Here is a 12,880-nt window from a genome sequence, read left to right as displayed (position 1 = left end):
TGCAAATTACTCATACTACTTATTGATTCTCATTTTTGGTTAGTTAGGAGGAAGAAGAATGTCTAAAAACGCTAGAGGTTACGTGCAAGATTCTTGCACATCATTAAATCAGGCAAAAGCAAGCCTTGAACAAGCTCTTCAAACGGTAGAGAAAGATTCAAATCGTGAACGTATTGAACAATCTCTTCAGGCTGTAGAGCAAGCATTAGGAGCTTGTGACAGCACTGCTTCTACTCTTTCTCAAGCATGAAAAAAGCAGCCGGTTTTGATCGGCTGCTTTTTGTCATTATAGGGCCTCTATTTACAGGATAACTGAGGCTATCCACCCAAAAATAATAAGTGGAATGTTATAGTGAAGAAAAGTTGGTACACACGTATCCCAAATATGATCATGCTGACGATCGACTGCTAATCCAGATGTGGGTCCAAGCGTACTGTCTGAAGCTGGTGAACCAGCGTCTCCAAGCGCTCCCGCTGTACCAACAATACAAATCGTTGCCATTGGACTCATACCAAGTTCTAAGCAAAGAGGAACAAAAATCGTCGCGATAATTGGAATGGTAGAGAAAGAAGAACCAATGCCCATTGTCACTAAAAGCCCGATGACAAGCATAAGAAATGCACCTAGCATTTGGTTGCCGCCAATAAGAGCAACAGAGCCTTTTACAAGCGCTTCTACATCTCCAGTTTCTTGAAGAACTTTTGCAAAACCAGAGGCAGACAGCATAACAAATCCGATGAAAGCCATCATTCTCATTCCGTTCGTTAATACTGGATCTGCTTCATTCCACTTCAAAGCCCCGCTGAAGTAAACGACAACAATCCCTGCAAGCGCTCCGAAAATCATAGAATCTACTAAGAGCTGCACAGTTAAAGCCGCTACAATCGCAAGTAGAGCTACTATAATTCCTCTTGTTGTGTAACCTGTACGCTCCTCTGTGCCTTGATCGATGTCAATGTCTTCATAACTGCGCGGCTTGCGGTACGAAATAAACACAGCAAACAATAAGCCCGCTACCATTCCTAAAGCTGGAAGAGCCATCGCCGTAGTAATATCTCCTTTATCAATTGTTAATCCACTTTCTTTGATGTTAGTAAATAAAATGTCGTGATAAATCTTACCGAATCCTGCCGGCAAATACATATAAGGTGTAACCAATCCAAATGTAATCACTGTTGCGACTAATCGGCGATCGATTTTCAACTGATTAAATACTTTTAATAGAGGTGGAATTAAAAGCGGAATAAATGCAATGTGAACCGGAATAACGTTTTGAGAAAAACATGAAATAATAAGGATGATCAATAAAATCAGTACTTTTGACAGTGACTTCTTTTTCGTTTCTCCTTCTTTCCCTACTATTTTTAACGCTAGCTGAACAACGGCATCAGGCAGCCCTGTCCGCGAAACAGCCATCGCAAATCCTCCAAGCAAAGCATAGCTTAATGCAACAGAAGCACTGTTTCCAAGACCATCTGTGTATATACTTACTGTATCTGTTAGGCTGATACCGCCAACAAGTCCTCCAATTAACGCTCCGACTGCTAAAGAAAAGACAACGTTGATACGCAATAAGCTCAAAATCAGCATCACGAGCACAGCTATTAATACTGCATTCATTTTGAAACCTCCATTTTTCTTTTCACTTTATCTCATTAAAACATTAGAGAGATAAACAACATGTTCATTATATTAGGTATAGAAAAAAAGTCAATCATCTTATTAAATAAACGTTTGTTTAACTTCTCTACACCCTTAACAATATAAGGATTTTTCTAAATAATCTTTTCTTACTAAAAAGAAAAAACATTATGTAAACATATTAAAAAAAGAAGCATCATCGATGCTCCTTTTTACTTTTTTTCTATAAATGCTATATTTTTTCATTAATTGACTTCAAATGAACAAACCATTGCAGCTAGTGTTCGCACCATCACGCCTGTTGCACCTGAAGGTCCTAACTCATGAGAAGCAGCGGATGTTGCAGTTCCAGCAATATCCAAGTGAACCCATGGTGTTTGCTCTGCAAACTCACCAATAAAGGTTCCTGCCATAATTGCGTGCCCCTCCCGTCCAGGAGAGTTATTTAAATCTGCTACCTTACTTCCCCGAACACGCTTTTTGTCTCGTTCTGTAATAGGCAGTTCCCAAATCGGTTCGCCTGTCTCAATGCTCGCTTTCGCTATTTGCTGCAACAAAGCGGAATCATTCGTCATTGCCCCAGTTGTATGTGTACCAAGAGCTACAATTACACCACCCGTTAATGTCGCCACGTCTACTAAATAATTTGCTCCGTGGTGTTTGGCATAGGAGATACCATCAGCTAACGCTAAACGCCCTTCAGCATCTGTATTCAGTACTTCTATTGTCTTTCCATTCATTGCTGTAATTACGTCATCTGGCTTAAAAGCACGCGCGCTAATAACGTTGTCAGTTGATGGAATGACAGCTACTACGTTTTGATGAGGTTTTAATTCTCCAATCGCTTCCATTGCACCAAGAACAGATGCAGCTCCGCCCATATCTGTTTTCATACCTACAATCCCGTCTTTAGATTTAATAGAGTAACCACCTGTGTCAAAAGTAATCCCTTTTCCTACCAACCCAATAACGTCTTCCCATTTTTCTTTTCCTTGATATTTTAGGACAATCATTTTAGGAGGCTCTGCGGAACCTTGATTGACTGCTAACAGTGCGCCCATTCCCAATGTTTCCATCTCTTCTTTTTCTAAAATTTCATATTCAAAACCATATGTATGTGCCATTTCTACTGCATAATTAGCTAAATCTGTAGCCGTTAGCATATTGCTTGGTAAGTTAACAAGGGTGCGCGCTGAGTTTGTTGCTTTTCCATACGTATATCCAACCAAAGCAGATTGTATAACGTCTTTATAAAAAGAAAGCAGTTCAATTTTCTCAAGCTGTTTGTCAGGTTCGTTTGATTTCTTTTTGTAGTTTTCAAACTCGTACATTGCAAGCTGTTGAGCTTCTCCTAACAAAGCTGCAGTTTCTTGCTCTGACCACGCTCCTGTATCAAATGTAGAAAGGGCGACCGATGCGTTTGAAATCTTCGCTTCTTTTAACTTTTTAAATAACAGCCCAAAGCTCTCTTTGAGCCCATTTTTAGTTAGCGCTTGCTTTCGTCCGAGTCCTACAAAATAAAGACGTTTTGCTCCTAATTTTCCTAGTGTATGAATCGTTGAAATACGTTTTTCTTGTACACGTATATCCCCTTCTTTAATCAAATGAATGAGCTGTCCACCTAAAGCTTCATCAATTTCTTTTAGAAGGCCTTCAAACTGTTGGTTTTGATTAAATAACCCGATTACCAGCGCTTCTGTTTGATGATCAACACCAAATGTTTCTACATGCGAAAACATAAAATTCCTCCTTTTACGTATAGAGATTTTATTTTTATTTATCATCTGCTTTGTTTAATCTATTCAGCAAGTGGAATATATATCATATTCACCACTGTTTTCATCTATATACATATGATAGCAGAAATACAATTTTTAATCACAGTTCAAAACCCTTAGTTTCACACATATACTTTCATCTACCGCTTTTTTCACCATACGGGTTTAGCTTTTCAGACATTTTAAGTTGAGGGAGGACGTCTCAATGGAGTTATTCTCAAATTTTCCACTTTGGAGTTCATTAATCGCTATTTTCTTTGCTCAATTTATTAAGATTCCCCTTTCTTTTGTAGCTACTAAGAAAATAGACGGCAGCTTATTTTTTAGTACGGGAGGCATGCCAAGCTCTCACTCCGCAGCAGTAACTTCCTTAGCAACTGCCATTGGGCTAGCAGAAGGTCTTAAATCTCCTATTTTTGCTCTCTCCGCTATTTTTGCCATTATTGTCATGTTCGATGCTAAAGGGGTAAGAAGACACGCAGGAGAGCAAGCAACGGTTTTAAATCGTTTGGTTGAAGACTTTCAGCGCGCGGTAAAAGAGGCAAAGCTGTGGACGACCAATGAAGAAGACGAAAAACAAGTGAAGCTAAAAGAGCTGCTTGGACATAAGCCTATTGAAGTTTTCTTTGGAGCCTTAACAGGGATAGCAGTTGCTTTTGTAACATATTATGTATGGCCATAAAACATAAGAAAACACATGAAGAGTTCTTCATGTGTTTCTCGTTTATTTTACCTGCTGGCGAAAAACTTGCATCGACTTCTTTTCATTCAGCATTGTTAACTCTTCTTCAGTTAAGCGGCCGTCCCCTGATTTCACTACATAGACGTTTAATTCTTTTTTACCCCATATGTTGTACACATCGGAAACAGTCTCAAAATATAAATCAAGATGATTGCCTTTAATAGCCCCACCTTTATCTGCTACCACTCCATAGCCATAGCCCGGAATAAACAAGATCGTGCCGATTGGGAATATGGTTAAATCAGCAGCGATGGTCGAATACAAGTCACGTTTTACTTTAACGCCCGAATATGTAATACCATACCCTGGATGATTGGGATTTTTCCCAGTTGATTCGTAACCAGCTGTGTAACCCGTAGCTAATACATTCTTAGTTGGATAACGCGACCAATCAAATGCTTCTTCAATCGTCAGACGCTCTTTGTCATTGCTAGCCGCTTCAGCTCTTAGTGGTTTTAGAAGTGATGGCAAGAGCCTTTCATTCATTAGAGGATGCCCTGTACTGTTTATAAAAGGCATATATTTGATGACTGTGGTTATTGGGACGCCAGTAATTGCTTCATATGTTGTAAACAGCGCTCCGACCAGTAGTAGGCACATAATGAATCGCTTTGCTATTTTTCCAATCATTGTGATTTCCACAACTCCTCTCACGAATCTATTTGTTTCCAACATAAAAACAAATTATTCGTTTGCGAGAAGAATTTACATTTAAAACATTTGGTACCCTCTTGTTCGTAAAGATTTAATGGTAATGCCTGAAGCTAGTGCACCTATAAAACCAGCCATTAAAATTGTAATGTCAGCTGTGGCTAAAGATAGCACTTTTGTCCCTAGCTGCTGAAAGGAGTAAGCGGGATGTTGAATGTAATCAACCGCTCTTACATCATCAATAATAAAAATAAAAATCACGGGATAAATAATGGCCATAATCCAAGACATACGAAGCAGCATATTTAATAAGAAACCGATTCCAAAAAACAAAACAAAAAACAACAAGATGGAGATAATTAGTACAGGCACACTCATTTCCATTGCTTTTCGCCTCCGTTACTCTTTATACTCTCAGTTTACTTAAGAGTAATGAAGGCGTCAATCACAGAAAAGTAAGTTAATACCAAAAAAAGCAAAAGGCTTAAAGACCTTTTGCTTTTTGTTTTAAAAGAAATTAAATTTTCCTTTTTTCAATACAAGACCTGCTCCGCCTTGAAGGAAAAGCGAGCGATTATCAACAACTTTTTTCATAAAAGATGCGCTTGAACCAAATAGTTTTCGACCATATACAACACCAATTGCGTCATCATGCCCTAACGAACATACCGTTCCTTTAATATCTGGTTTAAACTCACTTAATTCTTTTTGCCCTTTCATCAAACGGCTAATATTTTCAGCGCAGGTACCGCCTTGCTGCATAGCGATTTGAGCTGTTGGTGGATAAGGACGTTCTGTTTCAGGGTTAATCATTAGTGAACAATCTCCAATAACAAACACATCTTCGTGCCCTGGTGCCAGCAAGCTATTACTTACTTTTACACGTCCGCGCATGTTCTCAAATCCAGCTTTTTCAATCACATGACTGCCTCGAACACCTGCAGCCCATACAACTGTTGCTGATTTGATTTCTTCTACTTGGTCATCTTTTGATACAATAATTCCTTCTTCTGTACACTCTTTAATCGCTGTTCCGATCTTGAACTCGATTCCTTTTCGTTCTAGTTGTGTTACCGCATATTCTACAAGTTCTGGATCAAAACCTGGCAAAGCCGTAGGCGCTGCTTCTACACAAATAACGCGTACTTTTTCACGCGGAATATCAAACTCTTTGCAAAGCTGAGGGACTCGATTTGCTAATTCTCCCACAAATTCAATCCCAGTAAAGCCAGCACCCCCAACAATAATGGTCAGAAGTTCGTCTCTTTTTTCCACTTCATTGTTGTACGTCGCAAACACATAATCAATGTGCTCACGAATTTGACGTGCTGCATTAATGCTCGTAATGGTAAATGCATGTTCTTTTAAACCTTTAATTCCGAAAGTTTCTGCTTCATACCCTAAAGCAACAACTAAATAATCGTACGTTAGCTCACTGTTTTCAAGAAGAACACGCTTTTCATCTAACTTAATATCTACGACCGTGTCTTTGATAAATGTAACCTTATTTGTGTTAATTAAATTTTTAACAGGAACACGAGAGCGATCTTGATGAATTGTACCTGCTGATACTTCATGAAGCCATGTCGTTTCGTAATGGTAATCGTTTTTATTTACCAAAACAATTTCCGCATCACTAGCACCCAGTTTCTTTTGTAAATTAACAATTGTCATAATGCCGCCATATCCGGCACCCAAAATGACGATTTTAGGCTTTTTCATAGGAATGTCATCCACCTTTTTTAGTTATAGTCACAAGTATGTCTTACAAATATAATGATAAGAGCAATTTTATTTGGTTTGCTTTTTTATGTTAGTTTGAGCAAGAACGATCATCGCTATCCATTTATTATTCATATAAGAAAAACAATGTGAATCACTTCACGTTCTTTTTTAAAAAAATACATTTTTTCTTTTCAAAAAAATGTAAGCATAAGGCCTAGCTTGATTTACACAAACATCTTATGCTTTTTTAATCGGTTTTTCAACCCTTCACTTTGTATTTACAAGCTTTTAAATTTTCAATTACTTTCCTGTATACCCAGTTTTATATTTGACCAAAACGTGTGGTTATGTTAATGATTACAAATACTGATTTTTAAGTTGAGAAAGTTTCTCAAACATTCCAGCGTGTTTTAATGATATTTTATAATTTACTATGCTATCATAAAGTAGAATATGCATTGGCACAGAACAATCTAGAGGTGATTATAAATGAAAGAAGATAAACAAGTATATGATATTACCATCATCGGAGGCGGCCCTACAGGCTTATTTACAGCATTTTATGGCGGTATGCGTCAAGCGAGCGTAAAAATCATTGAAAGCTTACCACAGCTTGGTGGACAGCTTTCTGCTTTATATCCTGAAAAATATATTTATGACGTAGCTGGTTTTCCAAAAGTACGCGCTCAAGAATTAGTCAATAATCTAAAAGAGCAAATGGATCAATTTAAACCTGCAGTTGCGCTAGAGCAAGCTGTAGAAAAGGTAGAGAAACAAGCGGACGGTGTATTTCGATTAACTACTAATTCTGAAGTCCACTATTCAAAAACAATTATTATTACGGCTGGTAACGGTGCATTTAAGCCCCGTAAAATCGAGCTAGAAAACGCAGAACAGTTCGAGCAAACGAACCTTCATTATTTTGTGGATGATATGAATAAATTCAAAGGCCGCAAAGTATTAGTATGCGGGGGCGGGGATTCTGCTGTAGACTGGTCTCTTATGTTAGAGCCGATCGCAGAAAAAGTAACGTTAACGCATCGCCGAGACAAGTTTCGCGCTCATGAACACAGCGTAGAAAACTTGCATAATTCATCAGTTGATATTAAAACACCGTATGTACCGGTTGAATTTGTTGGAGATGACCGTATTACACAAGTTGTGTTAGAAAACACAAAAGGTGAAGAAAAGACAGTAGTAGACGTAGATGATGTTATTGTAAACTTTGGATTTGTTTCTTCTCTAGGTCCAATTAAAGAATGGGACTTAGATTTAGAGAAAAATGCAATTGTTGTTAACTCAAAGCAAGAAACAAACATTCCTGGCATCTATGCAGCAGGTGATGTCTGCACATATGATGGAAAAGTAAAACTCATCGTGGCAGGATTTGGCGAAGGTCCGACTGCCGTTAATAACGCTAAGGCATACATTGATCCAAAGGCTCGCTTACAGCCTATGCACAGTACGTCAATGTTCTCATAAAAAAAAGCAGGCTCTCGCCTGCTTTTTTTTATTGCTGGATTGGTGTAACCATTCGATGAATGATTTCACTCATCATTTCCGCATCACTGCTTATTAAACAGATTTCATAAAAGGAATGGTTTCCTTCTTGACTAGTTACGGTCATTCTGTAGGCCTTCAAACCTTCGAGCTTACTTAAATATTTTACTACCTCTGATTGACCGGCAATACGTTCAATCAGCAGAATATGCTCTCCTTCAACTGCTCCGTAGCTTTCAGCCAGAGAGGCAGTAGCATTTTCATAATAGCGAATGTAAGGTTCAGAATGGTTAAGAGGCGCAGAGGACGAGTTTTGATGACAGGCTTCACCTGAGGAAAAAGGCAAATGCTGAACGAATAAATGCGATTCACTGAAGTGAATACTTTTTGCATTCTTAGACTCCATTTTGCTACTTTCAAGTTTTAACCAGTTTATAAACCCCTTCCATAGAATAGGCAGGGTGTTTTTTTTGCGAAAACTTCCGTAACCTCCTACTTGTTCCGCGTCGTAACGAGTCGCATCTATCAAATCCGTTCATCTCCTCTTTTTTATTGAGTATAAAAAAGACTGATTATTCAGTCAACAGTTTTGACAGATGATGTAACATACAAAAATTCCTCACTAAAAAAGCTTTCTTCACCGGATGAGGTGAAGAAAGCTTCTTGATAAAAATATATTTAGCACTCTTCAGGAGCACCTGCGTTGCTTGCTGTACGGAAAGAAGAGCCGCAGCCGCATGCTGCAATGGCGTTTGGGTTATCAATTGTAAACCCTCCGCCTAGCATAGATTGCTTGTAATCAATTTTTACATCTTTTAAAATTGGAGCACTTTCGCTATCTACAAGAATTTTAATGCCATGTTGTTCAAACAGCGTATCGTTTTCATTTACTTCGTGAGCAAAACCCATGCCGTATGAAAGACCTGAACAGCCTCCTCCATTTACATTAACACGTAAATAGGCATTTTCTTCTTCATGTTCTTTCATCATATCTTTTATTTGAAAGCTTGCAGCTTCTGTAATTGTTAGGATATCTTGACTCATTTTTAAACAGACCTCCTTTTTTGTTTAGTATACGACGAAATGGCTGTGACGACAAATCGTCTGCTTCTTCATTTTTTAATAATAATACGTACCGTCACAAATCACATTGGCTGGACCTGTCATTAATACATTGCCTTTATTTTGCCAAACAATCGTTAAATCTCCTCCAGCGAGGTGTACGACGGTAGGGACATCTTTTTTCGTCTTCTCATTTAACACAGATGAAACAACGGCAGCGCATGCTCCTGTTCCACATGCTTGAGTGATACCCGAGCCTCTTTCCCACACACGAAAATTCAGCTCTCTTTCGTTCACTACCTCGACAAATTCAACGTTCACTCCTTCTGGAAAACGCGAATCTTTTTCAACCACGGGCCCTAATGTAGTAAGTGGCGCTTGTTCAATATCATTTACGTAAAAGACAACGTGAGGATTTCCCATTGATACAGCCGTCCCTTTTAACCGTTCTTTTCCAAATTCCATCTCTTCATTAACGACCTGGTCTTGGCTTGCTCCCGTCATTGGAATTTGTTCTCTAGCTAAAATAGGCGCTCCCATATCGATTGTCACTTCTGGAACTTCATTTCCCTGCGGATGCACCGTTGCTTCTACAACTCCAGAAAGCGTTTCGATAAAAAATCTTTCGCTTGTTACTAAATTATGTTCATATGCATATTTAGCTACACATCTTAAACCGTTTCCGCAGTTTTTTGCTTCCGAGCCGTCATTATTAAATACGCGCATTTTCACATCTGCACGTTCAGATGGACAAATAAGAATCATTCCATCCGATCCAATTCCCGTATAAACATTTGAGACTTTTACAGCAAGCGGTGCTAACTCTTGCTCTTCTATATGTTCTTCAAACATATTTACGTAGATATAGTTGTTGCCAAGTGCATGCATTTTTGTAAACTGAAATTTTTTCATATTATCACCCATTATTTTTTTATGTAGCTCTAGTATAAAGTGATTCTCTTTTGTACACAATAATATCATCCCCCGTTTTTTTAGCTCCTTAATCATAAAGATTAAGGGGTTTTTTATTTTGTCCTCCTTTGGAGTATTAAAAAACAAAAGAAGCATTATGATTGCAAAGAGAATGGTTGAAGCACAGATATTTGCGCAAAACGCATAAAAAAGCACGGCAAGACTAGCCGTGCTTACATCATCTATTCTATTAGCCTCATGTCCCTCTCCTGATAAAAAGAGATACGACAGCGGGGATAGTTTAAAACATTGGATTTTCTTCTAAATGAATGTAAATATTATCTACTAACTGTTCAGGTGTTTCCGCTGTAACAATCTCTCCGTTTACCAAGGCAAATAAAGATTGTGAACATTTCCCGCAATAACCTAAACATCCGTATTCAATAATATCTAGATTTGGATCTTTTTCAAGCTTTTCTAAAGCTGTTTGAGAACCACTGGTTAAATTGCTAACGCAAAATTCAATAATTGGCTGTATCACGTTTCTCACCTCTCTACTATTAGTTTATCCTATCTTCTTTCATTTTCAACGTCAACTTTGGAAATTTACGTCCATTTTGCGCACGCTTTTTAGCTTCACAGACTTTTTCAAAAAAACGTATAAATAAAGCTTTATTACAGGGATAGCTTGAAATTATGTTGAAACATATTGTGGTTTTTTATTAATTTAGTTATACTTTTATGTATAGAAAACCAAACGAGGTTATATTAAATTATTATTTAAGTAAAATATGTTATCTTATATAGCCTTTCATATCTTTTTGGCAACCATCCTTATTAACGGTAATTTGTACTCTCCTATTCTTAAAAGTAAGAATAATAGAGAGAAAACAAAAATGCATGAAGCTAAAGGGGAAATTCACATGAAGAACCTTGTCATACTGGGCGGCGGATACGGTGGTATGCGCGTTTTGCAGCGCCTTTTTCCGAATCAATTGCCTAACGATGTAGAAGTAACGCTTATTGACAAAGCACCTTATCACTCACTAAAAACTGAATTCTATGCACTTGCAGCTGGAACAATCTCTGATCAGCATGTTCGTGTTGCTTTTCCTGAACACCCTCGCTTAAAAATTCGCTACGGCTGTGTAAAACGCATAGACCTAAAAGAGAAATGCGTCTATGTAGATGATCAAATGATCGCTTACGATGACCTGATTGTAGGACTCGGATGCGAAGATAAATATCATGGAGTTCCCGGAGCTCTTGAGCATACATACAGCATTCAATCCATTGATGCTTCACGAGCAACTTATCAGACATTAAACAACTTGCCAGCTCACGCTACTGTTTCAATTGTAGGAGCTGGATTAAGCGGAGTAGAACTAGCAAGCGAGCTAAGAGAAAGCCGCCCGGATTTAAAAATCATCTTATTTGACCGCGGTAAATTAATTTTATCTGCTTTCCCAGAACGTTTAAGTAATTACGTTCAAACTTGGTTTACTTCAAACGGTGTTGAAATCGTAAATAGTGCTAATATTACAAAAGTAGAACCGAACATTCTTTATAATCATGATGAGCCCATTCAAAGCGATGCAATCGTGTGGACAGCAGGTATCCAGCCAAATAAAGTGGTACGCGATCTAGACGTAGACAAAGATCCTCAAGGACGCGTCGCATTAACGAAATACCATAACTTGCCTGACGATGAAAATGTCTACATTTTAGGTGATTGTGCAAGCCTACCGCATGCACCAAGCGCTCAGCTTGCAGAAGGTCAGGCTGAACAAATTGTCCAAGTACTTCTTCACCGCTGGAAAGGCGAAGCGCTTCCAGATGAATTGCCAACTATTAAATTAAAAGGCATACTTGGTTCATTAGGCAAAAAGCATGGATTTGGCTTAGTTGCCGAACGTCCAATTACGGGACGCGTAGCTCGATTATTAAAATCAGGTATTCTTTGGATGTATAAACACCATAGTGGATAAAATAAAAGCCGTTAGATGACTGACAATCTAACGGCTTTTTTCATTATGAAGCGCAGAAACCATACTTCTCCATTTCCTCAAATACGCGCTTTAATTTCGGATTGCCTTCCCCAACAATTTCTCCATTAATAACCACTACAGGATAGAATAAATCTTCTTCAATCACACGCTTGGCAAAGGCTGCTTTTTCCGGATCCGTATGCGGCTCGTTTATATCTACATATGTGATAGCAAACGGTTGGTTCGGATATTTGCGAGAAATCGCTGCCTCTAGCCAATCATAGGTGTCTTTTGAAGACGGCAGATTAACACAGCTTGCACAAACAATTTCAGCTCCATAAATACACACTTCTACCTCAGTTGATTGCATAGCACATCCCCCTTGAATCTTTACATACAAACTGTACGATTATTCACACTTTTACTTCATTATGAATACTATTTTACACAAAACTGATTCATTGCACATCTTTTTCGTTTAAGGTAACATTACGGTGTATACTCCGATAGATTTTTCATGAAAGACCGTTTATAATAAGAGTAGAAGAAAGGAGTCGATAGTTATGTCAGAAATGCACGAGCAAGTTCAAGAAGTATTAGAAAAACTTCGTCCGTTTTTACTTCGCGACGGTGGAGACTGTGAGCTAGTAGACGTAGAGGATGGTATTGTAAAGTTACGTCTTTTAGGCGCTTGCGGAAGCTGCCCAAGTTCAACAATCACGCTAAAAGCTGGTATCGAACGTGCCCTTTTAGAAGAAGTACCTGGTGTAGTTGAAGTAGAACAAGTATTCTAATCTCTTTGATTTTATTATAAAAGCAACCTCCCATTTTAGTGGGGCTTGCGAATGAAAAATCCTCATTCAAATGAATGAGGATTTTT

15 protein-coding genes are annotated in these 12,880 nt (G+C 38.3%); 5 read left to right on the top strand and 10 right to left on the bottom strand.

Annotation, left to right across the window (positions count from 1 at the left end):
• Positions 1 to 58: 58 nt before the first annotated feature.
• Positions 59 to 250: a hypothetical protein gene (locus AC3WJG_RS17385; RefSeq protein ID WP_013059611.1), complete on the top strand. Its 192-nt coding sequence runs from the start codon at positions 59 to 61 to the stop codon at positions 248 to 250.
• A 51-nt stretch (positions 251 to 301) separates the two neighbouring features.
• Here the strand turns inward: AC3WJG_RS17385 and AC3WJG_RS17380 are convergent, their stop codons facing one another.
• Both AC3WJG_RS17380 and AC3WJG_RS17375 read right to left on the bottom strand, forming a co-directional pair.
• Entirely contained in the window at positions 302 to 1,621 is a 1,320-nt protein-coding gene (locus AC3WJG_RS17380) for a Na+/H+ antiporter family protein (protein WP_028409591.1), read from the bottom strand.
• Positions 1,622 to 1,887: 266 nt separating this feature from the next.
• Positions 1,888 to 3,381 (bottom strand): leucyl aminopeptidase, encoded by a 1,494-nt coding sequence (locus AC3WJG_RS17375; RefSeq protein WP_060745806.1) that lies wholly within the window; start codon positions 3,379 to 3,381, stop codon positions 1,888 to 1,890.
• A 244-nt stretch (positions 3,382 to 3,625) separates the two neighbouring features.
• Here AC3WJG_RS17375 and AC3WJG_RS17370 point away from each other — a divergent pair, with 244 nt between their 5' ends.
• Positions 3,626 to 4,102 (top strand): divergent PAP2 family protein, encoded by a 477-nt coding sequence (locus AC3WJG_RS17370; RefSeq protein WP_013085319.1) that lies wholly within the window; start codon positions 3,626 to 3,628, stop codon positions 4,100 to 4,102.
• A gap of 42 nt (positions 4,103 to 4,144) precedes the next feature.
• Here AC3WJG_RS17370 and spsC read toward each other — a convergent pair whose 3' ends face one another.
• From spsC to AC3WJG_RS17355, 3 genes are all read right to left on the bottom strand, one after another.
• The gene (gene spsC / locus AC3WJG_RS17365) at positions 4,145 to 4,792 is read right to left on the bottom strand and encodes a stationary phase survival protein SpsC (protein WP_028409593.1); all 648 of its coding nucleotides are present in this window, start codon (positions 4,790 to 4,792) and stop codon (positions 4,145 to 4,147) included.
• Positions 4,793 to 4,873: 81 nt separating this feature from the next.
• Entirely contained in the window at positions 4,874 to 5,197 is a 324-nt protein-coding gene (locus AC3WJG_RS17360) for a YuiB family protein (RefSeq protein WP_028409594.1), read from the bottom strand.
• Positions 5,198 to 5,320: 123 nt separating this feature from the next.
• On the bottom strand, positions 5,321 to 6,535 hold the full coding sequence (locus AC3WJG_RS17355; RefSeq protein WP_025752690.1) for an NAD(P)/FAD-dependent oxidoreductase: 1,215 nt from the start codon (positions 6,533 to 6,535) through the stop codon (positions 5,321 to 5,323).
• Between the two features lie 492 nt (positions 6,536 to 7,027).
• Between AC3WJG_RS17355 and AC3WJG_RS17350 the strand changes: the two genes are divergently transcribed.
• On the top strand, positions 7,028 to 8,020 hold the full coding sequence (locus AC3WJG_RS17350) for an NAD(P)/FAD-dependent oxidoreductase (protein WP_013085323.1): 993 nt from the start codon (positions 7,028 to 7,030) through the stop codon (positions 8,018 to 8,020).
• A 28-nt stretch (positions 8,021 to 8,048) separates the two neighbouring features.
• Here AC3WJG_RS17350 and AC3WJG_RS17345 read toward each other — a convergent pair whose 3' ends face one another.
• From AC3WJG_RS17345 to AC3WJG_RS17330, 4 genes are all read right to left on the bottom strand, one after another.
• Positions 8,049 to 8,567, bottom strand: coding sequence for a hypothetical protein (locus AC3WJG_RS17345; protein WP_028412618.1), 519 nt, complete (start codon positions 8,565 to 8,567; stop codon positions 8,049 to 8,051).
• Positions 8,568 to 8,716: 149 nt separating this feature from the next.
• On the bottom strand, positions 8,717 to 9,082 hold the full coding sequence (locus tag AC3WJG_RS17340; protein ID WP_013059620.1) for a HesB/IscA family protein: 366 nt from the start codon (positions 9,080 to 9,082) through the stop codon (positions 8,717 to 8,719).
• A gap of 75 nt (positions 9,083 to 9,157) precedes the next feature.
• Positions 9,158 to 10,012 carry a diaminopimelate epimerase gene (gene dapF, locus AC3WJG_RS17335; RefSeq protein ID WP_028409596.1) on the bottom strand — a complete coding sequence of 285 codons (855 nt, stop codon included), beginning with the start codon at positions 10,010 to 10,012 and terminating at the stop codon, positions 9,158 to 9,160.
• A 301-nt stretch (positions 10,013 to 10,313) separates the two neighbouring features.
• Positions 10,314 to 10,553: a YuzB family protein gene (locus AC3WJG_RS17330; RefSeq protein ID WP_492588430.1), complete on the bottom strand. Its 240-nt coding sequence runs from the start codon at positions 10,551 to 10,553 to the stop codon at positions 10,314 to 10,316.
• 382 nt (positions 10,554 to 10,935) lie between these two features.
• On the opposite strand from AC3WJG_RS17330, the gene AC3WJG_RS17325 reads away from it, so the two are divergent.
• The gene (locus AC3WJG_RS17325) at positions 10,936 to 12,000 is read left to right on the top strand and encodes an NAD(P)/FAD-dependent oxidoreductase (protein WP_272801018.1); all 1,065 of its coding nucleotides are present in this window, start codon (positions 10,936 to 10,938) and stop codon (positions 11,998 to 12,000) included.
• Positions 12,001 to 12,043: 43 nt separating this feature from the next.
• Here AC3WJG_RS17325 and AC3WJG_RS17320 read toward each other — a convergent pair whose 3' ends face one another.
• A complete protein-coding gene (locus tag AC3WJG_RS17320; protein ID WP_013059624.1) occupies positions 12,044 to 12,370 on the bottom strand; it encodes a YuzD family protein in 327 nt (108 codons plus the stop codon).
• A gap of 193 nt (positions 12,371 to 12,563) precedes the next feature.
• Here AC3WJG_RS17320 and AC3WJG_RS17315 point away from each other — a divergent pair, with 193 nt between their 5' ends.
• Positions 12,564 to 12,794: a NifU family protein gene (locus tag AC3WJG_RS17315; RefSeq protein WP_013059625.1), complete on the top strand. Its 231-nt coding sequence runs from the start codon at positions 12,564 to 12,566 to the stop codon at positions 12,792 to 12,794.
• Positions 12,795 to 12,880 lie beyond the last annotated feature (86 nt).

This window comes from Priestia sp. FW507-14D1A, from assembly GCF_058781295.1.
This window is presented reverse-complemented; position numbering and strand designations above follow the sequence as displayed.